General features: G+C 49.4%; 21 protein-coding genes. 10 read left to right on the top strand and 11 right to left on the bottom strand.

What is annotated here, in order from left to right; genetic code table 11:
- Positions 1-561: 561 nt before the first annotated feature.
- The 3 genes from CBX96_RS04245 to CBX96_RS04235 form a co-directional block, all read right to left on the bottom strand.
- Positions 562-1,011: a low molecular weight protein-tyrosine-phosphatase gene (locus CBX96_RS04245; protein ID WP_258294063.1), complete on the bottom strand. Its 450-nt coding sequence runs from the start codon at positions 1,009-1,011 to the stop codon at positions 562-564.
- Between the two features lie 71 nt (positions 1,012-1,082).
- On the bottom strand, positions 1,083-2,105 hold the full coding sequence (locus tag CBX96_RS04240; RefSeq protein WP_109285812.1) for a hypothetical protein: 1,023 nt from the start codon (positions 2,103-2,105) through the stop codon (positions 1,083-1,085).
- Between the two features lie 101 nt (positions 2,106-2,206).
- Entirely contained in the window at positions 2,207-3,121 is a 915-nt protein-coding gene (locus CBX96_RS04235) for a DNA ligase (RefSeq protein ID WP_109285811.1), read from the bottom strand.
- Between the two features lie 252 nt (positions 3,122-3,373).
- Between CBX96_RS04235 and CBX96_RS04230 the strand changes: the two genes are divergently transcribed.
- The gene (locus CBX96_RS04230; protein WP_086904199.1) at positions 3,374-3,745 is read left to right on the top strand and encodes a diacylglycerol kinase; all 372 of its coding nucleotides are present in this window, start codon (positions 3,374-3,376) and stop codon (positions 3,743-3,745) included.
- 167 nt (positions 3,746-3,912) lie between these two features.
- On the opposite strand, the gene hdfR is transcribed toward CBX96_RS04230, so the two are convergent.
- The gene (gene hdfR / locus CBX96_RS04225; RefSeq protein ID WP_109285810.1) at positions 3,913-4,770 is read right to left on the bottom strand and encodes an HTH-type transcriptional regulator HdfR; all 858 of its coding nucleotides are present in this window, start codon (positions 4,768-4,770) and stop codon (positions 3,913-3,915) included.
- Positions 4,771-4,878: 108 nt separating this feature from the next.
- Here hdfR and CBX96_RS04220 point away from each other — a divergent pair, with 108 nt between their 5' ends.
- From CBX96_RS04220 to CBX96_RS04210, 3 genes are all read left to right on the top strand, one after another.
- Entirely contained in the window at positions 4,879-5,331 is a 453-nt protein-coding gene (locus CBX96_RS04220) for a DUF413 domain-containing protein (protein ID WP_086904201.1), read from the top strand.
- A gap of 20 nt (positions 5,332-5,351) precedes the next feature.
- Entirely contained in the window at positions 5,352-6,368 is a 1,017-nt protein-coding gene (locus CBX96_RS04215; RefSeq protein WP_109285809.1) for a RimK family alpha-L-glutamate ligase, read from the top strand.
- Between the two features lie 299 nt (positions 6,369-6,667).
- Positions 6,668-7,531, top strand: a complete 864-nt coding sequence (locus tag CBX96_RS04210; protein ID WP_109285828.1) for a DUF481 domain-containing protein — start codon at positions 6,668-6,670, stop codon at positions 7,529-7,531.
- A 62-nt stretch (positions 7,532-7,593) separates the two neighbouring features.
- Here CBX96_RS04210 and CBX96_RS04205 read toward each other — a convergent pair whose 3' ends face one another.
- On the bottom strand, positions 7,594-9,219 hold the full coding sequence (locus CBX96_RS04205) for a M28 family metallopeptidase (protein WP_181382135.1): 1,626 nt from the start codon (positions 9,217-9,219) through the stop codon (positions 7,594-7,596).
- 160 nt (positions 9,220-9,379) lie between these two features.
- Between CBX96_RS04205 and CBX96_RS04200 the strand changes: the two genes are divergently transcribed.
- The gene (locus tag CBX96_RS04200) at positions 9,380-10,405 is read left to right on the top strand and encodes a GGDEF domain-containing protein (protein WP_109285807.1); all 1,026 of its coding nucleotides are present in this window, start codon (positions 9,380-9,382) and stop codon (positions 10,403-10,405) included.
- Between the two features lie 190 nt (positions 10,406-10,595).
- On the opposite strand, the gene CBX96_RS04195 is transcribed toward CBX96_RS04200, so the two are convergent.
- Genes CBX96_RS04195 through pdsO form a run of 3 tightly spaced genes read right to left on the bottom strand, consistent with a single transcriptional unit; the run spans position 10,596 to position 14,414 of the window.
- A complete protein-coding gene (locus CBX96_RS04195; RefSeq protein ID WP_109285827.1) occupies positions 10,596-11,279 on the bottom strand; it encodes a class GN sortase in 684 nt (227 codons plus the stop codon).
- A gap of 9 nt (positions 11,280-11,288) precedes the next feature.
- The gene (locus CBX96_RS04190) at positions 11,289-13,574 is read right to left on the bottom strand and encodes a marine proteobacterial sortase target protein (RefSeq protein WP_109285806.1); all 2,286 of its coding nucleotides are present in this window, start codon (positions 13,572-13,574) and stop codon (positions 11,289-11,291) included.
- Between the two features lie 45 nt (positions 13,575-13,619).
- Positions 13,620-14,414 (bottom strand): sortase-associated OmpA-like protein PdsO, encoded by a 795-nt coding sequence (gene pdsO / locus CBX96_RS04185; protein WP_109285805.1) that lies wholly within the window; start codon positions 14,412-14,414, stop codon positions 13,620-13,622.
- A 245-nt stretch (positions 14,415-14,659) separates the two neighbouring features.
- Here pdsO and pdsR point away from each other — a divergent pair, with 245 nt between their 5' ends.
- The 3 genes from pdsR (at position 14,660) to CBX96_RS04165 (ending at position 18,868) form a co-directional block, all read left to right on the top strand.
- On the top strand, positions 14,660-15,352 hold the full coding sequence (gene pdsR / locus CBX96_RS04175) for a proteobacterial dedicated sortase system response regulator (RefSeq protein ID WP_011622965.1): 693 nt from the start codon (positions 14,660-14,662) through the stop codon (positions 15,350-15,352).
- A 32-nt stretch (positions 15,353-15,384) separates the two neighbouring features.
- Entirely contained in the window at positions 15,385-17,544 is a 2,160-nt protein-coding gene (gene pdsS, locus CBX96_RS04170) for a proteobacterial dedicated sortase system histidine kinase (protein ID WP_109285803.1), read from the top strand.
- Between the two features lie 124 nt (positions 17,545-17,668).
- Positions 17,669-18,868, top strand: coding sequence for a cystathionine beta-lyase (locus CBX96_RS04165; RefSeq protein WP_109285802.1), 1,200 nt, complete (start codon positions 17,669-17,671; stop codon positions 18,866-18,868).
- A gap of 112 nt (positions 18,869-18,980) precedes the next feature.
- Here the strand turns inward: CBX96_RS04165 and CBX96_RS04160 are convergent, their stop codons facing one another.
- Both CBX96_RS04160 and yegD read right to left on the bottom strand, forming a co-directional pair.
- Complete coding sequence (locus CBX96_RS04160) at positions 18,981-19,478, bottom strand: CreA family protein (protein WP_083757983.1); 498 nt, start codon at positions 19,476-19,478, stop codon at positions 18,981-18,983.
- 27 nt (positions 19,479-19,505) lie between these two features.
- The gene (gene yegD / locus CBX96_RS04155) at positions 19,506-20,960 is read right to left on the bottom strand and encodes a molecular chaperone (protein WP_109285801.1); all 1,455 of its coding nucleotides are present in this window, start codon (positions 20,958-20,960) and stop codon (positions 19,506-19,508) included.
- Between the two features lie 324 nt (positions 20,961-21,284).
- Between yegD and ppk1 the strand changes: the two genes are divergently transcribed.
- Complete coding sequence (gene ppk1, locus CBX96_RS04150) at positions 21,285-23,447, top strand: polyphosphate kinase 1 (RefSeq protein WP_109285800.1); 2,163 nt, start codon at positions 21,285-21,287, stop codon at positions 23,445-23,447.
- Between the two features lie 42 nt (positions 23,448-23,489).
- Complete coding sequence (ppx, locus tag CBX96_RS04145; protein ID WP_109285799.1) at positions 23,490-25,046, top strand: exopolyphosphatase; 1,557 nt, start codon at positions 23,490-23,492, stop codon at positions 25,044-25,046.
- A 79-nt stretch (positions 25,047-25,125) separates the two neighbouring features.
- Here ppx and CBX96_RS04140 read toward each other — a convergent pair whose 3' ends face one another.
- The gene (locus tag CBX96_RS04140) at positions 25,126-25,995 is read right to left on the bottom strand and encodes an ion transporter (RefSeq protein WP_109285798.1); all 870 of its coding nucleotides are present in this window, start codon (positions 25,993-25,995) and stop codon (positions 25,126-25,128) included.
- Positions 25,996-26,000: the final 5 nt, after the last annotated feature.

Below are 26,000 nucleotides of genomic sequence, written 5' to 3'. Positions count from 1 at the left end.
AAACTGCGTTGTAAGTTGCTGGGTATTATCTTAATGCCTTCGTGGAGGCTTGAGCCGTATGCAGTGAAAGTTGCACGTACGGTTCTTAGGAGGGCGGCACTTGGTAACAGGTGTCGCCTATCCGACATTAGCTTTTTTGCCAAATGAACAGTGCAATGGTCGTGAAAATTGCCATTGTTGCAACAGTGACCGTTGGCGGCATGGATGCCGCCGTCGAGCCTATAGGGACATATTCACGGCGTGTCACTGGAGAAACAATGACAATTCATCCTACACACCTGACGACAAACTTATCTAGATTTGGGGCAAATGCTTTTTAGCCAGACAAAAACAGTTTAATAGTCGACAAACTGACATTGTTGGCACAGTACTTCATAAAGCAGGAATGTTTAAGTAGAAGCCTTAGCGATACTTCTTGTTAAATAAAGAGGCGGCGTGTCACAGGGTTAACTCTGCCCATGCCTATCACGCGATAAAGAATTACGCTTTCTGGCTTCGATTAATTGCACCGCATCCAATCGTACTTAAGCCTTAAATCCTTATCGACGCATTTGCTGCTGGCTAATTCGTTTTTCCAGCTAACTGGTCTAATAAAGCGTCCATACTCTGTTCGAGTAGATCGAGGACTAATTCAAATCCTTGAGTACCGCCGTAATAGGGATCGGGTACTTCATCCGTGACACAATCACCGTAGGACAACATCAGCTTTAATTTGTATTGATATTCGGGTGGGCAGCGGCGGCGTAAATCCGCGAGGTTGCTATTATCTGCCGCTAAAATAAGATCGAAGTGCTCAAAATCGGCATCAATCACTTGTCTTGCTCGCATGCCGTCGAAACTCAAACCGCGTTTTTTACCTGCTGCCATCGAGCGACTGTCGGGGTTATCCCCTTGGTGATAACCAATAGTGCCCGCCGAATCGACTTCGATATTAAGACGGCGCTCGCGAATTTTAGCGCGGCAAACGGCCTCGGCGGTGGGCGAACGACAAATATTGCCCATACAGACCATTAAGATGCGTCGTACATGCTGATATTTTGCTAACGCTTTATCTTCTAACAACTTAACATCCTCTCGTGTTGCTACTTAGGTGTTGATGCCATCTGACCAAAGGCGGGGGAAATACATTTTTTGACTTCAAAATGGTAACCATACTGCTCATGGGCAGACTCGGTAATTTCCAATATTTCATAGTCATTTAGCTCAATCACCACTGAGTCAGCCAATTTATCACAACGACTGCGACCATCGGCTTCAAATTTATAGGCAAATAAGGCAATTAAATCGCGGATCCCTTTGTAATAACTATGACCAAAGGCCTTAAGTGTCTCGGTAGTGTCGGTTTGATTAGGTTGCTGCGTGAGTTCAGTTCCCGTTTGTTCAATACTATCCTCGGCTTTGAGAATGGTTTCGCCTTCATCCACAACTTTAACTTCAAGCATATCGCCTTTTATCCCTTGAGTAGTCTTGGCTAAATCCCCTACCCAGTTTTCACCATCGGTAATCGCAACTAGGTTTAATAACAACACCACAGACAGAATCATACGCACCAGCGAAGTTGTCACCACAAATCGTTTTTTACTGCCTTGCTGCTTGGCTTCGAGTCCTAAAATCCGCAATCCGATATGGAAAAACAAATAGCAAGGGATCACCAATTGCAGCAGGAGTAAGGCAAGGATGGAGATACACACAAACCAAATCGGCAGATACAGCAGAATGGCAAAGTTATGGGTGTAGGACAAATGCGAGGCCGATACACCGGTGATTTCGTTCACGACACTGCCGCTGGCCGCGAGGGCGAAGTTTGCGATAACCGCATAAAACAGCAGGAAAATAGCTTTGCCCGCCAGCGTATGCCAAGCCATGGCAAATCTGGGCCAAAACTCAATAATCAAGGCAACAGCGGTGATGATGGCGGCAATCCAAATTTCGGGCTGGAATAACATTAACGCCAGTAACGCTAACAGGTAACAGCGCTGGGCAAGATTTAAGCTCAGCCAAAATTGCTTCAGTGTCACGAATGGATGTTTGAGCCATTTAGGCACAGTCAAGGCTTGCTGCACACGCTGCTTCCAAAGGGTTAATCCAAGTTGACTGTCGGCCAAAACTCACTCCTTGATTTGATTGCCCATTAATAATCAATACGATACTCGGCAAAACGATTGTTAAGCGTTCGATCTTTATCAAAATTCAACAATTTCGCAACCTATTCTTTTTCCTCTGGCGGCATGTCGCTTCTTATCCGCAGGAAGCTCGCAAAGCGCGGTAAGCCATTGACGGTTAATCCAAGATATTTGTAGGTGATAAGCGTGCCAATGGCGGGCGGATGCTGACGCTCGTCCAAGCTAAAACCCGTGCCAATACTAAAGACACGGCCATCTGCCGTTTGCACTCTCAATGCGCCCATCTGCCCAGCAAATTGCCCTTTACCCGCAATATGCCCAATCACTTTGGCTTCGGCATCTAAATAGGGCTTTAACTTCATCACGTTACGATTACGACCCGGCGTATATAATGCCGTGCGTCGATGCAAGATTAAGCCTTCACCGCCTTGCGCCACTATAGTGTCTAATGTCTGGTAGAGCGCCTCGACACTTTCTACGCTCACTTGCTCAATCACTTGCAGGTAAACCGATTTACCTGCAAGCAAGGTTTGCATCTGCTGATACCGCGCTTCAAAGCTCCCTTGCGCCTTGGGTAAATCAAACACCATAAAACGCACATTCTGCCACTCGCTCTCATTCGCTGATGTTTGGCGGATAAGACCCGATATGGCTTCAAATCGCCCTCGCCCGAGCCATAACTCACCGTCCATTGGGCTGGTCGGAAAATCCACAGTAAACCAACGTGGCGCTAAGATGGGATTGCCCTGACGAGTCATTAAACGTTTTCCATCCCAATAACCGCGCACACCATCGAGTTTTTCGCTGACAAGAAAATCACTGATATGGGCACTATTCTCCTTTGAGAACTCAGTTGCTAACTGAATATTCGGCGCTTGGGGATTGGCATAACTCACGGCCATGAATAAACCACAAATTCCGCTGTACAAACCGAATAAAACAGCGAAACGCAGCACAAATGCAAATGTTACAAAAGGTAAGCGAGTTGTAAGAGTCATTCCTTTGTCTCTTCAATAAAGCAGTATGGAATTTCAAGCTTAGCCGTAAGCCTGAGCGACGGCGAATCCTGCAATGCCCCACTAACACCCTAGCAGGACTGCGAATTTGTCGGCTTAGCTATTTATACGCTGGGGTTATCGGGCTATACTGCGGCCTCTTTTTTAAGCTCGTTCAAATGTTAACACGCGAGTCGTAGGCGATTTGAACGGGTAAAAGCTTCGCGAACAATCGCCCAAGTCGATGGAATTATTATGAAACCAGCAAACAACCACGGTATTAAACGCATCTTTAGAGCGACGGGATTTTCGATGAAGGGCTTAAAAGCCGCTTGGATCCACGAAGCCGCTTTTAGACAGGAATTGATGCTGGCCGTGGTCATGCTGCCAATCGCCCTGTTGGTCGATATCAGCACCATGGAACGGCTGATGCTGATCTTAACCTTGTTTATCGTGTTGATTGTGGAGCTATTAAACTCGGCGATTGAAGCCGTGGTTGACCGTGTTGGCAGCGAAATCCACCACCTCAGTGGTCAAGCAAAAGATATCGCCTCCGCCGCTGTATTTATGAGTCTAGCGCTCTGCGGTATTACTTGGCTTGTCGTACTGCTACCGCTATTTATTTAATACGCTGTTGATTAATGCCTGTTATGTAGCGCAGTCTTTAACGAGCGCTTTTATCTGGCAAAGCCAAGTATCACTTCTTAGCCGTTTGTTCTGCTGCAAAAAACGCCTTTGGATTAGCATCTAAAGGCGTTTTTTATGCGGCATTTTTTATGTATCGCTTTAACTGATTAGCGTATTTCCGCTGACTTATCGGCTAAAAAGCCAATCGCTTGTTTGATTTGCTCTAAGCGGTCATTCTCGGCCCAATAGGCAACATACACGCTGCGTGAAATGGCGCTCGCTCCCGAAACTAAATGCAGCTCGCCGCGATTCAACAATGGCTGAACCAAATGCTCGGGTAAAAAAGCGCAGCCACCGTTATTCAAGATAAAATCCAAGGCGATACGAGCCGAACTAGTATGTAAGGTCGGCACGGGTAAGGCGGCATATTCCTGCGCATGCAGGATATTAAAGGCTGTGCCCCAATCCACTTTGACATATTGGCCGGCCTGCACCGCATTCACCGCCACATCCATGGTCTTGGACACCAACAGAAGATTAATTTGACCTAATTGCACCAGCTCGAATTGGTCCAGTTTGGGTGGGTCGAAGGAAATCGCCAAATCAAGGGTCCGGTCCATCAATTGCCGTGTCATCACGGTCAATGGCAACACTTCGGTCCGCAGTGCAACCCCGGGTAATCCCACATGCAAATGCTGTAAATGCCCTTGCAAATAGGCATCCCAAATATTGGGGCCTGCGCCAATGGCGAGTTGAGTCGATTGTAACTGACTGAGGGATACATCCTGCTTGGCGCGCTCCCAAGCGGTTAATACCGCTTCGGCATGCCCAAGCATACGTTCGCCCGCTGGCGTGGGCTGAATATTGTTGCGTTGGCGCTCAAACAAGGCGACGCCTAGAATGCTTTCAAGCTGTTTGACCCGAAAGCTCACTGCACTGCGGGTAAGGTATAGATTTTCCGCGGCCTTGCCAAAATGACGGGTACGGGAGACTTCCAAAAAGGTCTTAAGTAAATCGGTATCCATAAAAATTCTTGACCAACATTGGCAAATTTTTTTGATTTATAAATCAATAATACTAGCCAATACTCCAGTTGCAAATCTTTGTATATCAAAAACTAGAAGGTAACAGCCATGTCTGAACAGTCTTTTTCAAACGCTAACAAGGGTTCTGAGACGGTGAACGGCTCAGCTGCCAGCTTTGTATCCCATAAACGTTTTTATGATGATACAAATTTCCCGAAAGGTTTTAAGCGCAGTGGCGACTTCACCAGTAAAGAAGCCGAACTACTTGAAATACATGGCCATGCCATGAAAAATCTCGACGAAGGCAAGACACTCCCCGTCACCGCCGATGAAGCGCAATTTGTCGAAGTCATCAAAGGAAACATCGCTCCCAGTAGCTTGTTAGAGCAGATCTGGTTAAAGTACCGCAAACTCGCCCTAGGTAAACCCTTTTATGCCGTGGTTGGCACAGTACATTTGCCCCCCACTAAGCCTGAGGCCGAGCCCGAAGCGGCATTCGATGTGGATGTCGAAATTGACGATGATGTTCAGGATGAAGCTGAACCCGAGGATAAAGAATGAAAATGAAGGTTTGCGATTAAATGCGTGGGTGGATTTTATACAAAGAAACCGCGACTCAGCTAAAACCTGAATTGTATGAAATTGAACGTCTATTGGCAGCAGCCAAGGCCGACAATATTGAGTTAGAAGTGTATGCTCCGGATGAGTTCGATCTCACCGTGACGAGAGAAGACAACAAGAGTATTTTGTTAAACGGCCAGCCCGTTGAATTACCCGATTTTATCATCCCAAGAATGGGCTCCGGCACCACTTACTTTGCGTTGGCGATCATTCGCCATTTAGAACGCTTAGGGGTGTACTGCTTAAATCCATCAAAAGCCATTGAAATCGTTAAAGATAAGCTCTTTTCCCAGCAATTACTGGCCGAGAAGAACTTACCCACGCCCAAAACCATGCTGGTGAAGTTCCCCGTCGATATCGAACTGGTTGAACGTCACTTAGGTTTTCCCGTGGTGATTAAAACTCTCTCCGGCTCACAGGGTAGCGGCGTATTTTTGTCCCATAAGGCCCGCGAATTTGATGACTTAATGCAATTAATCGAAGCGACCAATAAAAACGCCAACATTATTTTGCAGGAGTTTATCGCCAACAGCCACGGCCGCGATCTCAGGGTATTTACCATTGGTGGACGCGTAGCCGGCTGCTATGAGCGCCGTGGGCAAGAAGACAGCTTTAAAGCCAATGTCAGCGCGGGAGGTTCGGCGCGCCCCTTCGAGATCACACCTGAAATCGAATGGCTGGCGACACAAACCGCTAATATTCTGGATTTAGATGTTGCGGGTATCGATTTGTTATTCGATAACGGCCACTACAAAATCTGTGAAGCCAACTCATCCCCTGGTTTCGAGGGTCTAGAATCCTGCTTAAACGTGGATATTGCTGCGCAAATCCTGCACTTTATCCGCATCCGTTTAGGCATGTTTAATAAGGACGAGAAAAGTAGCGAGTCAACACCCGCACAAATGGCAGAGCCAGAGGTGAGCACAGCGACGAATACCAGCGCCTCGACACCTACCGCTAACACGCACAGCAAGTGATGCTGCATCCTTAAGCTCTTATCTGCGGCCCAGTCTTTACTGGGCCGCATTTTTTGGCCTGACTATACATTTTCGTCACAAATCACTGGGATGTAAATTACCGTGATCCGCCCCACAAGCTCATCATACCAAGCTTAATAGCCGTACTACTTTTGTTTTAAATCACAAAACACGGCAATTTATAAAACATTTTATTCACATTTTGAAATTTGCTGTTACACTCCAAATGTCCATGGCTTATGGCACAAAAGTCTGATGTTATCGCTGGATATAATAAGAAGAATACTGGAGTAACGTTGATTTCTACTCGTCTAACACCCCTATTGATCGCTCTACTCGGCAGCAGTCCTGTGCTGGCGGGGGAATTGAGCCTTGAGTTAGGGGGATTTTATTCACAGTCTGATACCAATATGGAGGTGACGAACCCGACCACGGGTAATAACTTCACCTTAGACTATGAATCCGATCTGCAACTGGCCGAGAATGAGTTTTTACCCTTTGTTGAAGTCAATTATCACTTTAACGAGCGGCATAATATTTACCTCGACTGGAAACAACTTCACCGCAGCGCCGAAACGCAAGCCTTATCCAAACCCTTTCAAATCGAAATAAACGACACCATTTACGACATTAAGGCTGGGGGCAAGCTCAACTCCACCTTAAATATTGATATTCTGCGACTCGGTTACGGTTACGATGCCATCCAAGGCAGCAACTACGATGTGGGCATTTCGCTTGGTTTGCACACCATGTTTATCAAGACGGGCTTTGAAGGCGTCATCGGTGTCTGCCATGCCTCTGAGCTGCTGAACAATGTTTGTGGTAGCCAAGCCATCCCCCGCATCGTCGATGAAAATGTCACTGCACCTTTGCCTGATTTTGGCGTCTATGCCAACTATGAATTTATCCCTGGCTGGAAGCTGACGACCCATGCCCAGTATTTCTACATCAAACTCAATGATGTAAAAGGCGAACTGGTAGACGTTAAACTCGGGATCGATGCCAATATCACCGATAACTGGCGCATGAGCGTGGCCTACAACTACTACAAGGTCGATGTGGATATTGCCCAAAAATCACCGAATAAAGATACTCAAATCGCCGACTACAATATTTACTACAGTTTTATCGGCCCGATGCTTTCGGTCAGCTATACCTTCTAATAGATTGATAAGCATAAAAAAAAGGACGCCTAGGCGTCCTTTTTTGCTTTTGTTTAATATGATTACTTTTTACGACCGTCTTGCTCACGCTTGGTCTTAAAGTCTGATGCCTCTACCCAATGTGGCCAATCGGTGCCATTGGCTAAAGTGGTTAGCATGCTCGCCATCAGCTCTAAATCCTGCTTCACCCCTTCGAGGGTCCAGTTAGGATCATAATCATCGGCACCCTTGTGGTATTTGTGGGCAATATAGTCAGGATCCGTATCCCCAAGGCTCATAAATAACAAGCCGGGCACGCCTTGCTGGGCCAGCGCGAAGTGATCCGATCTAAACATCAAACCATTTTGTGGTCTTGGATCGCCCTTCACCACCCGTCCCTGCGCCTTAGCGGCCTTATCCAAATAGGTTTCTAACTCAGATACACCCTCACCGTAGCGCAGAATATAATCCACACCTTGGTTCATATTCATGCCGTCGATATTCAAAAACGACACGATATTCTTGGTCGGCACACTCGGATGCTGGGCGAAATGCTGGGCGCCAATCAAGCCTGTTTCCTCAGCAGTAAAGGCACTGAACAGAATCGAACGCTCAAGCGGCGCACTTTGCGCTTGTTTGGCAAAGTAACGCGCCAGCGCCAACACGCCTGCCACACCACTGGCGTTATCCACGGCACCATTGATGATCTCTGGCTTGCCATCTTCAATCACTGTACCAAGATGATCCCAATGGGCGTGCATCATCACCACTTCATCGGGGCGACTCTTGCCCGGCAACAGTGCCGCCACATTGTGGGATTCGGCACGTTCAATCGTATTGTTTAAACTGACATTGGCCTTGAGCTTTAAGGGAATGGCCTTAAAGTTTGGCTTGGCGGCTTGTTGCTTTAAGGTATCGAAGTCCATGCCTGCCTTAGCAAAAATCTTATTGGCAACATCATGTTGCACCCAGCCCATGACGCCCACCTGCCCTTGATTATTATTGGCATCGATCAAGGTGAATTTAGTGCCAGTATTGGAGTTTTGCACCACGCCCCAGCCATAGGCGGCAGGTGCCGTCTCATGGACGATAAATACAGCTTCGGCGCCTTGACGCGCGGCCTCTTCGTATTTGTAAGTCCAGCGACCATAGTAGGTCATGGCATTACCTTTAAAGACTTTGGGATCTTGAGTCGCAAAACCTGGGTCATTGACGAGCACAATCACGGTTTTGCCTTTGACATCTAGGTCCTGATAGTCATTCCAACCATATTCAGGCGCATTAATGCCATAACCGACAAACACCACATCGCTATTACTGAGGCTGACTTTATCGCTAATTCTCTGGGTTCTAGCCGTAAATTCGCTGCCATTGGCAAACTTGAGTCCGCCGATATCCAGTTGCATGTTTTGATCGGCGGTGATTTTCGCCAGCGGTACCGCCTGCAAATAGCTGTCGCCAAACCCCGGCTTAAGCCCCATCTCTTTAAAGGCTTTCTCAAGGTAATCAATCGTCAGTTGCTCGCCTTCAGATAAGGGCGCGCGACCGCCGAAGGCATCACTGGCTAAGGTTTTAACGTCGGTGCGATACTGGCCGAGATCCAGGCTATCACTGAAGGAAGATGCGGCCATAGCAGGCAGTGACAGTAAAGAACCTAGGGCACCGGCAAGGATGAAATTTTTCAAGACTTTCTCCCAAGTTATTATCATTATTTAATTTTAGCGATAAACTCTATCATATCCCCCAACGCTTTTGGCAGGTAATTCAGCCTGCATCAGGGCATTAGTTGTAACGGGATTTGACGGGCAAAACTGTTTACCCAAATGTGGTATACCAAGTTTATCGAGTTATTTTTATTGGGATGTATCCATGTCACGAGATTTATTACAAACCGCAGCCTTAAATCTTAAAAAAGCGGTTCCCTTAATGCTCAAGCATCAAATTCCCACCACGCCAATCAATTATGCCCTGTGGTATACCTACGTGGGCGAACAAAACCCAGCGTTAAACGCACAGCTTGATACGGTTATCGCCCACTACAACACTTGCCCGCCAGTCAGTAGCGAGTTGTTGTTTCGCCAGTATGTCGCCGATCCGGTTGAGTTGGATGTACGCGATATGCGGCTCAACCTTGAGGCCATGGCTACTGAGCTGTCGCAATCGATTCGGGATACCAATCTCGATGCAACTGAGTTCCAGACTTGTATTAACACCAACTTTGCCAAACTCAATGGCATTGAAGAAGGTGCGCTCAGCGTCGAGCAAGTGCTCGATTTAGTCCGCAATTTGGTGAAGGAAGCCGACAATATTCGCTCGAGCACTGAGTATTTCACTGCCCAGTTACAAAAAGCACAGACGGAGATTGATGCGTTAAAACAAAAGCTTGAAAAATCAGAGAAAGATGTACTTTACGATGCGCTCACGGGCTGTTTAAACCGCCGCGCCTTCGACGCCGACCTCGCCGGTATGTTGGCACAGGCCCCCGAGGGCACCTGTCTTATCTTGGTCGATATCGATCACTTTAAGGCCTTTAACGACAACTATGGCCACCAGCTAGGCGATCAAGTATTAAGAGCTGTATCAAAGCGTTTGCAGGAAGCCTGTCGGGATGGTTGTAAGTTGTACCGCTTCGGCGGCGAGGAGTTCGCGATAATCGTGCCGAAAAGCCAGCTGCGCATTGCGCGGCAACTGGCCGAGGCGATGCGCCGTGGGCTCGAGAAACTCAGCCTAAAGGATAGGCGCAAAGACCAACGTATCGACAATATCACCGCCTCCTTCGGTGTCGCCCAGTGGCAAGAAAAACAAGTGGCTATCCACCTCATCGAAAGAGCGGATATGCTACTTTACGAAGCCAAACGCTTAGGTCGAAATCGGGTGATGCCGATGAGCAACTAGCTCGAACAAAAAGGCAGAACTCTGGTTCTGCCTTTTTGTTCATCACGCTTTGATTGTCAGTGAGCTTTATCAGCAGCGGCTTAGCGCCCTCTTCTTATCTCACCGACTTATTTACATGCTTATCTTCAAGAACTAACACAAGGCTGTTAATTCAGCGCTTTTATATAAGCTTTCCGATAAATCATTGCCGCTAGGCTACCTTCTGAACCATCGCCTGAGTGGCCATCGTTTCAGCGGATTGCACTGCAGCGGGCTCGGGTTCGACAGGGATGGCCTGCACCACAAAACGCAGTTCAGCCCCGCCTTGCAGCGCATCGAAGGGATAGCAAGTGATCAGGGTTAAACGATTATCCTCACTTGGCGCCATCAACTCAGTTTGTGATTCGTGCACTACTTCAGTCGCCACCACTTGGTAAACAATTTCTTTGCCCGTCGCGGTTTGCAGCGCCAAGCGGCGTCCAACACTGATGCCATTTAACATCGCAAAATGCGTATCCCTGTGTCCGGCAATCACAGTATTACCTTGCGCGCCAGCGGGGGCACTCGATAACACTAAGGCTGGCCCGAAGGCCAAATTACGACCTGATGCGCCCGCCAGCACATATAAGCTATCGTTGGATGCCGGACCATCGAAGTGATTCGGTCTTTTGGCCTGCTCGATGGAGAGCTTAGCCACGGGATAGGTATCGGCCCAGGACCAAGGTTTATGGGATTGACCATCGATTAAGGTTTTAGCCCAGGCTTGTTCAATCAAATATTGGGCAAAGTGTGCTTTCGCTTGCATATAGAATCCTTTTCCAAACAACGTGATGCCGAGTAATACTAATACCACCAGCAACCCTTTTTGTATCTGTTGAGTCATGCGCCTACTCATGGACATGACTCAGCTATTCAGCGCTACTGACAGCGCGCGTTGCTGCCGCTGCTGGCGACGAATCGACAGCGCCAACATCAAGGCAAGTAGTAACACACTGCCCCCTAAGAGCATGTCGAAACGGCTCGAGGTTGATGTTTGTGGCAAAACGCCCATTGGCTGCCACCCCAAGGGTAAATGCTGGCGCACCACCGCATCGCGGCTCATGGCATTGCTGGTGATGGGGGTTAAATCCACCGCGACCAAGCTGGTATAGGGGCTGACTAAGTGATAGTTGAGCGAAAGCGCCGTGACCTGCTGTTTGACCTTGTCATCGTTAGCGCCGTTTTTACTCAGCTCTAAGGCCGCAATCTGTTTGCGGGCCCAGAGTAAATCGAGTCCCGCCGCTGGCTGCGCTACATCAGTAGGAGAATGACTTGTGTCATTGGCTTGCAAAGATAACGACTGTTGCCAGTTTTTATGACCCTGACGACCGGAGATCACCAGTTCCTGAGGCTCACGTGGGTGGCGCTTTAGGCTGATCAATACCGGCTCACCACGGTAAAGATCGGGGATCGGCGCGGGCCAGTAGTCAGGCACAGAGCCATCGTCAAAGCGCACCTGCAAATCGGTCAGTACTGGATACTGGATTTTGGCTAGCAACTGGCTGATTTTTTGCTCCACTTCATCCACATCACCAATGTAAGTAAAAGTACCGCGCCCAAGTTCAGCCGCACGCTGCATAAAATGCGAGTTTGGCGCGGAGCCAATGCCGACGGTGAAAAGACGGTTGTCGCCGATTTGATTGCGGATTAACTCAAATAACGCCGACTCATTGCCGACGGAGCCATCGGTCATAAAGATCACTTGTCTTAGCGACTTATCCTCACCCGAAGCGGTATTAAACGCCTTTCTTGGCAGCGCGGCATTTAAAGCCTGCGCCATTTCGGTGCCGCCATCGGCCTGCAAACGATTCACAAACTGACGTGCCATAGCAAGATTACTCGCGGTTGCGGGCAATGGTGTTGGCGATAGTAAAGACACATCAGAGTTAAATTCGATTATGTTAAAACTGTCCTGTGGCCTTAAACCGCGCAGCGCATAACGCAGGGCATTTTTCGCCTGAATAATGGAATCTCCCGCCATCGACCCCGAAGTATCAATCACTAAAATAAGCTCACGGGGCAAGTTCAGTTGTTCACTGGCCTCGACTTTGGGTGGCAGGACCATCACTAAGCTGTAGTTATCTGTGTTGTTGCTATTACTATTGTCATTAATACTGGCAGTTGAACCACTATCTGTACTCGCATTGTCGTCCTGCGTCGAATGGGTTTTGCCCGCTTGGTTGAATACCCAAGCCACGGGACTCGTGCCCTGCTTAAGACGCCATTGCAGCACAAAGTCACGATTGGCGGGCACACGATTAGCCAAGGCCGCCGTCAGTTGGCCCTGTTTTTCATCAATCGTAATGGGATGATACGGACTCACCACGGCGGATTTGTCCACACCTTCACCGAGCTTGACCTTAATATCGGCCTTTAGCACGGGATCGGCCTCACTACTGGCATCGCGGATCGGGGCAATAATTCGGTCGGCATCGAAGACTTGGCTGCTGGTCACGCGCTCACCGTTGTTTCCGCCTAGCGTTAACCCTGGGATATAGCGCGGCGCCACCACCAGCGGAAAACGTAGGCTAAAGAGACCATCTTCATAATGAATGGTTTCTTGATAGCTGATTTCGACCACCAACTCCTCATCGGGAGCGAGGTTAGCAACTTCGGTCGTGAACATATTTGGCCGTTCTTGGCTGACTAGACTGGCGCGTTTCCCTTCGGCTTTGGCCTGCTCGAAAATCTGTTTTGCTTGCTGTTTTGGGTGAATTTGACCTTCGATGATCCGCTCACCAATGTGCAAACGCAGTGAGTCCACCGCCGCCTCATTGGGTAAAGGGAACAGATAACGGCCATTGAGCACAAATCCCGTTTGGTTACTGAAAACCTGCTTCACGCTCACCCTATTGGTCAGCCCCGAGACCTGCATCGACACCTGCGTGTCCACAGGTAAGGACGGCATTAAACGGCCACTGGCGGTTTGATACACCAGCATCCCTTGGGTGACATCGTCGAAACTAAACGCTGGCAGTGTGCTCGCTGTGTGTTCATCGAAGGTCGCGGCAATATTTTGTGGCGCCGATAAGGTGCCGACACTGTTCGGTGAGGCTAACACCGCAAATGGTAGCCCCCAACAAATGGAGGCGCCGATCACTAGCATCGCCAGTGTTTGACAAACTTCTTTTACCCTTTTCCCTGTGATCATCACAAAGGCTCCTGATCTTGATTGAATACGATTGATATTGTTGAATTATTCGGTCACACGGCTCGCCATCAGTCCTTGGTTAGGCTGCATGGTCAAAGTGACTCGGCGATCGAACACATCGGATTCACTATCTTGCAGATCATTGAGCGGCATTCTGGCGCCGAAGGCTTGGGTGGTGATCCGCTCGGGGGCTACGCCTTGCTTAATCAAGTATCCCCGCACTTCTAACAAACGTTGCTCCGAGAGCGCTTGGTTGTAGGCCAGATCACCGCGACGGTCGGCATAACCTTTCAGCTCGAGATTGGACTCGCTCGAGCGCTTCATCACCTTGGCGACATTGTCTAATTGGGGCAAAAAATGGCTTTCAAGCTCCGACGAACCAGTACGGAACTGCACATTCATGCCCAGCGCCAACTCACTTAACAGTTGTTGTTGCTCGGCGAGCAGCTCATCGAGTTGCTTTTGGGTTGAGGCGTATTCGGCGGCGCGTTGCTCGCTGGCCTGTTGTTTGGACGATAAGCTCGCCAGTTGTTGACGCTGCTGGGCAATATGCTGTTGCTGGGTTTTAACCGTGTCGGTATCGGAGACCGATTGGCCAATTAAGGTGCCGGTAAATCCACCGATAATGGCGCCAACGGGGCCACCCACTAGGGCGCCAAGTAACGCTCCACCGCCAAGACCTATCAGCGCTTCACCATCATCCTCATCTTGCTCAAGCATCTCACTCTGTGGCTCTGAGAGCACAGGTTGATTTTGCAAGGAAACCCTTGCCGATACGCTAGCAATGGGCGCGGCGAATACACTCAGTACCAAGATATTAATCAGCGTCTTTTTCATCATCTCATTCCTTTTGATTTGTGCAGCGCTTACCCACCTAAGTCATTAGCGCGGCGGGTAAAACGGAATGAGCTTATTAAACACAAGCGCCATGGCATAAGCGGGGATGGAAAATGGCAATGCGGCTATCAATTGTGGCAACAAAATGGCAATTGCATTTGGGAGCTTTTCTCAGAAATAAATTCCTGTATAGTCACGAAAACTTATCCCCAGACACTTAGTCCCAGCAGTCAATAGGAAGATGGCTAATGAAACGTATCGCCATTGTGGAAGATGAAGCGGCCATTCGCGAAAATTACAAGGATGTGTTGCAGCAACACGGTTACAGTGTGCAAACCTATGCCGACAGGCCGTCTGCCATGTTGGCGTTTAATACCCGTCTGCCGGATCTAGCCATTATCGATATTGGCCTTGGCAACGAGATTGACGGCGGTTTTATGCTGTGTCAGTCCCTGCGCGCCATGTCGAACACTTTGCCTATCATCTTCTTAACTGCGCGGGATAGCGATTTTGATACTGTGTGCGGCCTGCGTTTAGGCGCCGATGATTACCTGAGCAAAGAAGTGAGCTTCCCCCATTTGACGGCGCGTTTAGCCGCGCTGTTTCGCCGCTCTGAGCTAGCCACCAGCCAAACGCCGCAGGAGAATTTACTGGAGCGCGGACCGCTTACTATCGACGCCAATCGGATGCAGGTTTCTTGGAACCAGATCCCGATTGAGTTAACCGTTACCGAGTTTTGGATGGTGCACGCCCTTGCCAAGCACCCGGGGCACGTTCGTAGCCGGCATGAGCTGATGCAAGAGGCGAAGATTTTTGTCGATGACAGCACTATTACTTCCCATGTGAAGCGAATCCGTAAGAAGTTTATGGCCGCCGCGCCCGAATTTGATTGTATTGATACCGTTTATGGCATGGGCTATCGCTGGGACAGTCTAGCCTAAACCATGCAAAGTAGCAGATTAGCCAGCATTCTATGACACGTTTTCCCTTCGGTCTTCGCACTAAAGTTATTGGCCTTAGCCTGTTTTTACTCTGCCTCCCTTGGCTGGGGTACCAATATGTGTGGGAGATGGAAAAATACCTGCGCCACGGTCAGGAACGCACCTTAGAGGGCACCACTCAAGCCTTAGCGACCGCCTTGCACGAGCGCCCCAAGCTGTTCGACGGTCAGGCGAGCTTTTTAAAGCAGGTTGAAAAGAGTCGCGATCTCTATGCTTACCCCTTAGCGGGCGCGATTCTGCTCGATGGCAAACTCAATGAATGGCAGGAATATCAGCACAGATTTATTCAGTACGGTGAGGCGAATCTCATCATGCGCGCCGATCCCAGCACGCCGCTCACCTTGAGTTTTACCCATATGGTGGGTCAGTACGATGGTTACCTGTATGCCTTTTTTCAGGTGGTCGATCCCAATGTGGTGTTTCGGGGCAAGAATGCCTTAAGCGTTGATAGAAACGATCACCTGTCGATTGCGACCCTTGCCCCCGATAATAAATTTAAACGCTATATCGTGGCCACGACCCAGCCCGGCTGGATCAGTGCCTTCGAGCTGCCCGCCAACCCAAAGCAAACCGTGCCCGTGACGCCCGAAGTCCGGATTCAAGGACAATGGGCCACTACGGATGTTGGCTACAATATCGAGCTGCGTATCCCCTTAGATATGGTGGGCAGCAAACTGGGATTTGCAATTTCCGATGTCAACGACAGCAAATACCGTGATGTGACCGCAGTAGTCGGCACCTCCGCCTTAGATACCGTCGATAAACTCGGTACAGTCCTTGTGCCATCACCCGAAATTGAGAATATTATCAAAGGCATGAGCCACTACAGCTCACGGATTTGGGTGGTTGATAAACACGGGCGTGTGCTCGCGAAGTCTGGCGATATCCGTGACAGCAACAGTGTGTGGACGCGCACCCTCGATGATGAAAACAGCAACTCGATGTGGCAACGTTTTCAGCGCGACTACCTGCACCCGCTCTACTATAAAATCCTTACCAAACCACCGAAGGATTTTATCGATTCCCTGCAAGACTCGACCGAACTTGACGGCAGCCATATTCAAAAAGCGCTCGCGGGACAACAAAGCTCGACCTGGCGATTGACTCCGGACAATAAAGCAGTGGTGCTGGCGGCCGCCAGCCCCATTTGGATTGATAACAATGTGATGGGCGCCGTGGTGGCCGAAGAAACCACCCACGGTATTCGCACCCTGCGTAACCGTGCGCTGGAAAAACTGTTTAACGTGATCCTGACCATTATGAGCATGGGCACCTTAGCATTGTTTTTCTTCGCCTCGAGTATTTCCAATCGTATCCGCAAACTGCGCGATGAAGCCGAGAATGCCATCGACAGCCAAGGCCGCGTGCGGAACCATTTAAAACCCTCCAAGGCGCGGGACGAGATTGGCGACTTATCCCGCAGTTTTGCCAGCATTGTCGGCCGTTTGGGCCAATACACCCATTATTTAGAGAATATGTCGTCGCGCCTGTCCCATGAGCTACGCACGCCGGTGGCCGTGGTGCGCTCCTCTTTAGAGCATTTAAATCTGCAAACCTTAGATAAAGACACGCAAAAGTACGTCGACCGCGCCCAAGAAGGGGTGAGCCGATTAAGCATGATTTTAAACAACATGAGTGAAGCAACGCGCCTTGAGCAGAGCCTTACTCAGGCCGATGTGGCTAAGTTTCCACTGTCCCAAGTGGTGAGCGGCTGTATGCAAGGCTATCAAATGACCTACCCTGAGCAGCAATTTAGCGTCAAAGTGCCCGAGCAACCTTTGATGATGCAGGGCGTGCCCGAATATATCGCCCAATTGATGGACAAGCTTATCGCCAACGCCATCGAATTTTGCCATCAAGGCAGTGCGATTGAAGTGACTCTCACCCAAGTTGGCAAACAAGCCACTTTGCTTATCAGCAACTTAGGACCACAGTTGCCAGTGGATATGTCGGAGCAGATCTTCGACTCCATGGTTTCGGTGCGGATCAATCAAGCCCAAGACAAACCTCACCTAGGCTTAGGTTTGTATATTGCACGGCTCGTGACCGAGTTCCATCAGGGGAAAATTTTGGCCCGCAACCGCAGCGAAAACGATGGGGTCGATATTCTGGTCACCCTACCGCTGAGCTAATCCACGCTCTGCAACTTGAGGCAAACTCATCTGTTTGCCTCCTGCCATTTTCACGGGCAGATGCTAAGATGACGGCCATCACAATGGATAACAACATAAAAACTGACTCGCCAAGGTAAGCCCTATGACAGATAAACATCAGCTAGCCACCCAAATCGTCAGCGTCGGTCGAGATAAAAAATGGACCAAGGGCGTGATTAATCCGCCCGTATTTCGCGCATCCACTATCGTCTTCGACACAATGGAAGACATGCGTCACGCCGCCAAAAACAAAACCAATGGCGAAATGTTTTATGGCCGCCGCGGCACCCCAACCCATTTTGCGTTTCAAGCGGCGCTCAGTGAGCTCGAAGGTGGCGCAGGTACGGCGCTGTATCCCTCGGGTGCGGCGGCAATTAGCGCTGCTTTGTTATCGTTTTTACAGGCGGGCGATCACCTGCTAATGGTCGACAGTGTTTACGAGCCAACCCGCGATCTTTGCAGCCATATTTTGGCGGGTTTTAATATTGAGACCACCTATTACGATCCCCTGATTGGTGAAGGCATCCGCGCGCTTATTCGCCCCAATACTAAGGTACTGTTTTTGGAGTCTCCCGGCTCCATCACCATGGAAGTGCAGGACGTCCCGACCCTCTGCCGTATCGCCCATGAACACGGATTGGTGACCATTCTCGACAACACTTGGGCGTCGCCAATCAATAGCAAGCCCTTCGAGATGGGTGTCGATGTGTCGATTCAAGCCGCGACCAAATATATCGTCGGTCACTCTGATGTGATGATTGGCACCGCGACTGCCAACGAAAAGCACTGGCCGCAGCTGCGTGAACGCAGTTATTTATTGGGGCAAACGACTTCTCCCGATGATGTGTATCTCGCCACGCGCGGATTACGCACCCTAGGCGTGCGCATGGCGCAACATGAGAAAAATGCCCTTAAAGTGGCTAACTGGTTGAAAACTCGCCCCGAGGTAGACCATTTACGTCACCCAGCCTTCGATACCTGCCCAGGACATGAGTTCTTTAAACGCGACTTTAGCGCCGCCAATGGTCTGTTCTCCTTCGTGCTAAAGCAAGGGGATCAGGAGGCGGTCACCGCGCTCGTTGAAAATATGCAGCATTTTAAAATGGGGTTTTCTTGGGGCGGTTATGAGAGTCTGATCCTAGGGATTTTCGGAATCGAAAAAATCCGCAGCGCCACTCAATGGGATGCAAGCAAGCCATTGATCCGTGTGCATATTGGCCTCGAAGATCCCGATGATTTAATTGCCGATCTCAGCGCGGGCTTCGATCGCTTTAATGCCGTACTCGCCGCTAAGGCCAAATAAAGCTTAAACAAATTATGTGAAAACAACGAAGGCGGGAGCTTACTCGCCTTCATTTTTCCCCAACTTCGTTTTGTTCAACATTCGTCGCGAGTGAACCTTCAATTCACCTTTACTATTTGGGCTGCGCCGCGCTTATTGCGGGGTCAATCCAGGCCTGAGAACCGTACAAAGGCACGGTCGATAAGGCATGTTTGTGGCTGCCATTGGTCTCTTTGGTCGAATAGGATAAATACAGCAGGGTTTGATTAGGCGCATCGTAAATTCGGCGCACTTTTAAGCTCTTAAATAAGATACTTAAGGATTCGGTAAAGACCACTTCACCGTGTTTGCTCTTATCGATGTTAGCAATATCGGCGGCGGAAATCGGCCCCGTTTGACGGCAACTGATACCCATATCCGAAGGATCGGCAAAATCGAGGTTCGCTTCAATACGGCTAATATGGCAAGTGACCCCAGGGATTTTAGGATCCTGCTTGGCATCGATAATCACATCTTTAGTGGTAAATAACCCAAGGCTCACTTTACCTACGTCATCACCGCAGCCCGTGAGTAGCGTCCCCGCCAGCGTCACGGCCAGCAAAGACATCAAAGCCTTATTGACTCTTTTCATCTGTTTATCCTTATTCATCATCCTTCCCTATTGAGCAAAACACTTTTGTGCCCAGCGCGTTAATCCCGCCGTCACCGAACCAAAATGGTCACCGACGACCACTGGGGTATCGGGATAAAGGCTAGTGATTTTAGCGTAAATCGCGGGGCTGCGCGCGGTGCCGCCCGTCACATAAATCACATCGGGTTTGCACTCTAGACTATCGGCATCCACGGACAGCTCCTCTGGCGCTAAACCATTGCCCGCAAGACTCTTTGCCGCCTGAGTCAGCGCTTGGTGCATCAACGCCTCAACCTTGGTGAGCGAAGGCTCAATCGCCGTTTCAAACCCCGTACGGCTCACTTCTGCCTGAAGTGATGCTTCAATAAAGTCCAGCGCACTCTCAGTCGTTTGCGCTTCAGACAGGGCAATTTTGGCGCGCTCGGCTAGTCGTACAATTTGGTAGCTTAACTGTTGTTGCTGCACTTTGAGCAATCTTTTTAACAGCTGTGGCTGCTCGGCCTCTTTAATGAGTTCATCGATCAGCTTGCGAGTGCTTAGGGTGGCAAACTCGCGCTGGGCACTAATATCGTTGACCGCGACCGCATTCCAAAAGGGATTGCTCGGCATAGGCTTACCGTTACTCATTAGCGAGCCTAAACCAAAGTGCGGCATAAAGGCATTCATCGCCAGCGCGATATCCAAATCATTCCCGCCAATCCGCTGGCCGCTGTGGCCGAGGCAATCGGCACTGCGATCGAAACTCCCCTGATGCTTTGGCCCCATTTTAACCACGGAGCAGTCGGTCGTACCGCCACCCACGTCGACCACCAGCACGGTTTGGTCGGCACTGAGACTCGCCTCATAGTCCATCCCAGCTGCCAGTGGTTCGAACAGAAATGCCACATCAACAAACCCTGCCCGTTTCGCGGCTAAGGTTAAAATGGCCTCGGCTTGGCGGTTGCTCTCTTCACCACCAATGCCTTGAAAGTTCACAGGGCGGCCAATCACCGCATGGGTAATGCTTGTCTGTCCCTCTGATGCGACGCCCTTTTCAGCGAGTACGGCTTCGGCGCGCACTTTAATATGCTGCATCATTAAGGTGACTATGTCTTCAAACAGGGCGACTTGCTCGGGTCTCAGGCCCGTTGCCCCTAAAAAGGATTTTGGCGAACGGACATAAAAACCTTCTTCCGGCATTTCAAGATAAGCGGCCACGGCCTGCTCACCCACAAACACCGCTTGGGTTTCGGCATCGAGATCTAATTCATGGCGCACCATACGGGCGCGGCTCAATTGCGCGGCGCGCTTCTTGGCATAATCCGCTTTCAACGCCTGCGGCAAGCCACGGTAAACGGCCTCGGCAATAAGCTCTCTATCCATTGCATACACAGTGGAAGGTAAATAGGCTGAATCGCTCGATAAGGGTAACAGTGAAACTTCATCTCCCTGCATGATCCCAACGGCACAGTTGGCACTGCCATAATCAAATCCGACAAACATCCGCTTACCCCTACAGTCAAACCACCATCAAAAAGCCGAGCAAGGTAACACAGTTTGCCCCAATCCCAAAGGAAGCCCCGCACAGTTCCCCTGCTTTACCTTGTAAATTTGCGGCTAAATACAAGTTCATTTTAAAGTCACATTTCTGTCACACTTGTCATCAATCTGACATATTCAGCTCGTATCTTTGAGCGCATATCACTTTCGCCTGAAGGGGAAATGGTCTGTAAATCCCTTCATTTTTCAGTAGCAAATCTGATTGCACTCCGATGGATGAATGCTATTGTATATTGCGCCATGACGCTTGCTTAAAGGAGCTGTGCAGTGTCCCCGAATACCGATAAACTGTCGATCGATAAAGAAATCTCTTGGTTGTCATTCAACGAGCGGGTGCTGCAGGAGGCCTGTGATCCCAATGTGCCTATCGTGGAGCGGGTGCGCTTTTTAGGCATATTCTCCAATAATATGGATGAGTTCTTCCGGGTGCGGGTGGCCGCGGTCAGACGCTCAATTCTGCTCTCTGCGCTGCAGGAAGGTCGCAGCAATAGCCGCCACCTAATGGCCAAAATTCAGACCAAAGTGATGGCATTGCAGGAACGTTTCGACAGTATTTACGTCGAGCTGATGCGTGAGTTAGTCCGCCGCAATATTTTGTTAATCAACGAAAAACAATTAAGCGAGTTCCACAGTAACTGGCTTAAAAAGCATTTTCGCGATCACTTTAAACGCCATATCGCGCCGCTTATCGTCAACAACAATCGCGACCTAGTAAAACATATCAACGACGACGCCACCTATCTGTGTGTGTGTTTATTCACTAAATCCCGCAGACAATATGCTCTCGTGGAAGTGCCCACTAAAAATGTGCCGCGTTTCATCGAGTTACCCGCCGAAAAATCGAAGGCGAAAAAATACTTGATCCTGCTGGATAACATTATTCGCCACTGTGTGGACGACCTCTTTAGTCCATTCTTCGAGTACGAGGCTATTGAAGTCTATTCGATGAAGCTGACCCGCGACGCCGAGTTCGATATTACCGACGAACTTGAACAAACCCAGCTCGAGAAAATGACTAAGGGTTTGAAAAAACGCCTGACCGCCGAACCCGTGCGTTTGGTGTATGACAAAGAAATGCCCGAGCACATGCTCGAAATGCTAAAAGAAAATTTAAACATCAGCTCGACTGAGTGTTTGATCCCGGGCGGGCGTTACCACAGCTTTAAAGACTTTATCGGCTTCCCTAACCCTAGCCGTGATTACCTCGAAAACGAAAAATTGCCCGCGCTCAATAGCTCGGGCTTTGGCCGCAGCGCCAACAGTTTCGATGCGATCAAGATGGGCGATATTATGGTCAACTACCCGTACCATAAGTTCTCCCACTTTACCGAAATGGTGCGTCAGGCCGCCTACGATCCTGCGGTGCGTTTTATTCGGATCAACCTTTACCGTGTTGCGAAAAAATCCCATGTGATGCAATCGCTTATCGACGCGGTGAAAAATGGTAAACAAGTCACCGCCGTGATTGAGCTGCGAGCGCGCTTTGACGAGCAATCTAATATTGAGTGGACACGGGTGCTCGCCGAGGCGGGTGTGAAAGTCCACCATGGGATCACCAGCTTAAAAGTGCACTCTAAGTTGTGTTTGATTGGCCGCGAAGAGCAAGGCGAGATGAAACTCTATTGCCACGTGGGGTCAGGCAACTTTAACGAAGGCACTGCGCGGGTCTATACCGACTTATCGCTATTTACCGCCAATCAGGAAATCGCCCGCGAAGTGGAGCAAGTGTTCGACTTGATTGAACATCCTTACCGCCGCGATAACTTCCAGCATTTGATTGTGTCGCCCTATGATGCGAGACAAAAACTGACCCATTTGATTGATAACGAAATCGTCAACGCCCAGAGCCATATTAAGGCGGCGATTACCTTAAAATTGAATAACCTGCTCGATGAGTCCTTAGTCCAAAAGCTTTACGAGGCCTCGGCTGCGGGGGTCAAAATCAAACTGTTGATCCGCGGTATGTGCTCGCTTATTCCACAAATTCCTGGGATCAGCGACAACATCGAGATCTACAGTATTGTCGACCGATTTTTAGAACATTCGCGGGTGATGCTGTTCCACGCCGGTGGTGAGAATAAATTATTTATCAGCTCCGCCGATTGGATGAGCCGCAACATAGATAACCGCGTCGAAGTGAGTGTGCCTATTTATGATCCGCGTCTAAAACAAATGGTGATGGATATTTTATCGTTACAGTTCAATGACAACACTAAGGCGCGCATCATCAATAAGGAACAGAGCAATCCTTATCGTAACCGCGGTAATAAACGTAAAGTGCGTTCTCAAATTGCCATTTATCAATATCTGATTAATTATGAGAAGCGGTTGCAGCAAGAATTTAGCGCCCAGCGCGAAGCCGCAAAGCTTGAAGCGGAGCACGCAGCGGAACTTGCCCACAACCCCGAATTACAGGCCAAAGCCAGCTAACGCTGGCTTTATCATCGTCTCGATTGCCTAAGGATAATCCGATTGGTTGCCACACATTCACAACCGCGACACTTTGTCGCTATCGACATGGGCTCGAACAGTTTTCATCTGGTTATCGCCCGTGAGCAAGACGGCAGCTTGCAAATATTGCACAAAGAAAAGCAACAAGTTCAGTTAGCGACGGGTCTCAATGCGCAGAACATCCTCAGCGTGGATGCTATTGAGCGCGGCCTCAATTGCTTGCGGGACTTTAATCAGCGTTTTTCCAATCTCGACCAAGCCCAGGTACGTTTAGTCGCCACTCACACCCTAAGGGTAGCCAAAAACCGTGAGCAGTTTATTGAAGCGGCACTCAGCATTATGCCCTATCCGGTGGAGGTGATTTCTGGCCACGAGGAAGCGCGCCTCATCTATAATGGCATTGCCCAAAGCCAAGTGCTTGGCAAACGCAATATAGTGATCGACATTGGTGGCGGCTCGACCGAAGTGGTACTCGGGCAAAAAAATACCCCCACCCATTTATCGAGCCTGCGCTGTGGCTGCGTGAGTTTTAACGAGCGCTTTTTTATCGATGGGCAAATCACACCGGCCTCATTTCGCGGAGCGCAAAGCGCCGCCGATAAACAATTTGCCTCGCTCTCAAAAGAATATTTCAGTGGCGATTGGGATTTAGTGCTTGGTAGCTCAGGCACAGTCAAAGCCATTTGCGAAGCGATTCAGGAAGATCATGGCGATGAAATCGTCACCCTCGCCCGTCTCAAACAATTAAAGCTGAAACTGATTAAGTGCGGACACATCAGCCAAGTGCACTTTGCTAATGTCGATGATAAACGCACGCCGCTCGTACCCGCTGGCCTTGCCATTTTAATCAGCTTTTTTAGGCGCTTACCCATTGAGCAATTGGAGTTTAGTCCGGGAGCCCTGCGCGAAGGCGTACTCTACGAATTAGCGAAAATTGGCCAATATCAAGATATTCGCCACCGAACTGTTGAAAGCATCGCCCTGCTTTATCATGTGGATATGCCCCATGCGGCCAAAGTGCGGGACACCGCCATGGCGCTGTTTGAGCAAGTCGCCGATGAATGGGGATTAAGACCCCATGCGCGTTTGCTGTCCTACGCCGCCACCTTGCATGAGATAGGGCTGCACATTAACTCAAAGGCATTGCATAAACACGGCGCTTATATCATTAGCAACAGCGACTTACCCGGTTTTAGCGAGGCGCTGCAACAGGATTTAGCCAGACTGATTGCCAACCACCGTAAGAAACCCAATGAATTGCTACTGGCTGAATTAGAGCCTGGCCACAAACTTACCCTCATTCGTCTCGCCTGTCTGCTGCGTTTGGCGGTGTTAGTGCATTTAGGTCGAATTGCCAAAGCCTTAGTGCTTGAGAAAATCCAAGTGGTTCCAGATGGCCTCATGCTAGTGCTACCCAGCCATAAACGTAAAATCAGTTTGTTTATGAAAGATTTGCAGCGTGAACAAAAACAGATGGCGGCTTTAGGGATGCAGCTGCGTTTAGTCTCTAGCCTTGGGCTGAATCAGGATAAAAATCTCGAGGTAAAAGACGACACACTGAACGCCGTCGCCAGCTAATCTGTTCGTCCTTTCTCATCCCTTCTAATCCTTCATCCCTTAGTGCCGTTAACGCACTAAGGGATGAAAAACACTCCAATTACTTATCCCCTTTCCCGTGGGGCGCTTCGAGCTTATCCAGCTCACAACCGCAACGATTACAATAGGTGGCATCGAGATCGTGGCCCATCTTATGGCATTGGTTACAGGAACGCAGATCCCTGTGCCGGCCCACTTCTTGGGAAATTTCCGCGGTTAAAATCCCCGTTGGGATCGCAATAATCGAATAACCCAGCAACATAGTAAAAGCCGCAATCGCTTGACCTAATTCGGTTTTCGGCGTGATATCGCCGTAACCCACAGTGGTGATTGTCACAATTGTCCAATAGACGGATTTGGGAATAGAGCTAAAGCCATTCTCAGGGCCTTCGACCACATACATCACGGCGCTTAACACCATGATGATTAAACTCACCGAGAAGAAAAACAAAAACACCTTGCGGCTCGACTGCAACATGGCCTTGAGCAGCAGATTACCTTCGCTTAAATAGCGAAGTAGTTTCAGTACCCTAAAGATCCTAAAGAGGCGCAGCACCCTGATCACTAAGGTGAAATTCGCCCCAGGAATAAACAGCGCCAGATAACTAGGTAGTACCGACAATAAATCCACTAAACCGTAAAAGCTGCGGGCATACAGCACAGGATGAGTCGCGCAGTACAACCTTAAACCATATTCAATGGTAAAAATCAGTGTAAACACCCACTCTAACACGCGAATGATGTGCCCATAATCTTGGTGAACCGCTTCGACCGTATCGAGGAACACCAGCGCAACACTGAGCACAATACAGACCATTAAGCCAATATCAAAGTAGCGCCCTGCTGGCGTATCAGTGCCAAAAATAATGGTGCGTAGCTGGCGTTTTAATGGACTTTCGGTGTCTGGTTTTTCAGGCGACAGATCTGACATAGGGG

Origin of the sequence: Shewanella sp. BC20, from assembly GCF_003129585.1 — a bacterium.
Lineage (GTDB): Bacteria > Pseudomonadota > Gammaproteobacteria > Enterobacterales > Shewanellaceae > Shewanella > Shewanella seohaensis.
The sequence above is the reverse complement of the archived record's forward strand: the minus strand, read 5'-3'. Positions and strand labels throughout refer to the sequence as shown.

Excerpts from the sequence above, each read along its gene's own strand:
- CBX96_RS04245 (WP_258294063.1), bottom strand. The coding sequence starts at position 1,011 with ATGGTCTGTATGGGCAATATTTGTCGTTCGCCCACCGCCGAGGCCGTT.
- CBX96_RS04235 (WP_109285811.1), bottom strand. The coding sequence starts at position 3,121 with ATGACTCTTACAACTCGCTTACCTTTTGTAACATTTGCATTTGTGCTG.
- CBX96_RS04230 (WP_086904199.1), top strand. The coding sequence starts at position 3,374 with ATGAAACCAGCAAACAACCACGGTATTAAACGCATCTTTAGAGCGACG.
- hdfR (WP_109285810.1), bottom strand. The coding sequence starts at position 4,770 with ATGGATACCGATTTACTTAAGACCTTTTTGGAAGTCTCCCGTACCCGT.
- CBX96_RS04220 (WP_086904201.1), top strand. The coding sequence starts at position 4,879 with ATGTCTGAACAGTCTTTTTCAAACGCTAACAAGGGTTCTGAGACGGTG.
- CBX96_RS04215 (WP_109285809.1), top strand. The coding sequence starts at position 5,352 with ATGCGTGGGTGGATTTTATACAAAGAAACCGCGACTCAGCTAAAACCT.
- CBX96_RS04205 (WP_181382135.1), bottom strand. The coding sequence starts at position 9,219 with ATGATAATAACTTGGGAGAAAGTCTTGAAAAATTTCATCCTTGCCGGT.
- CBX96_RS04200 (WP_109285807.1), top strand. The coding sequence starts at position 9,380 with ATGTCACGAGATTTATTACAAACCGCAGCCTTAAATCTTAAAAAAGCG.
- CBX96_RS04195 (WP_109285827.1), bottom strand. The coding sequence starts at position 11,279 with ATGAGTAGGCGCATGACTCAACAGATACAAAAAGGGTTGCTGGTGGTA.
- CBX96_RS04190 (WP_109285806.1), bottom strand. The coding sequence starts at position 13,574 with ATGATCACAGGGAAAAGGGTAAAAGAAGTTTGTCAAACACTGGCGATG.
- pdsO (WP_109285805.1), bottom strand. The coding sequence starts at position 14,414 with ATGATGAAAAAGACGCTGATTAATATCTTGGTACTGAGTGTATTCGCC.
- pdsR (WP_011622965.1), top strand. The coding sequence starts at position 14,660 with ATGAAACGTATCGCCATTGTGGAAGATGAAGCGGCCATTCGCGAAAAT.
- pdsS (WP_109285803.1), top strand. The coding sequence starts at position 15,385 with ATGACACGTTTTCCCTTCGGTCTTCGCACTAAAGTTATTGGCCTTAGC.
- CBX96_RS04165 (WP_109285802.1), top strand. The coding sequence starts at position 17,669 with ATGACAGATAAACATCAGCTAGCCACCCAAATCGTCAGCGTCGGTCGA.
- CBX96_RS04160 (WP_083757983.1), bottom strand. The coding sequence starts at position 19,478 with ATGAAAAGAGTCAATAAGGCTTTGATGTCTTTGCTGGCCGTGACGCTG.
- yegD (WP_109285801.1), bottom strand. The coding sequence starts at position 20,960 with ATGTTTGTCGGATTTGATTATGGCAGTGCCAACTGTGCCGTTGGGATC.
- CBX96_RS04140 (WP_109285798.1), bottom strand. The coding sequence starts at position 25,995 with ATGTCAGATCTGTCGCCTGAAAAACCAGACACCGAAAGTCCATTAAAA.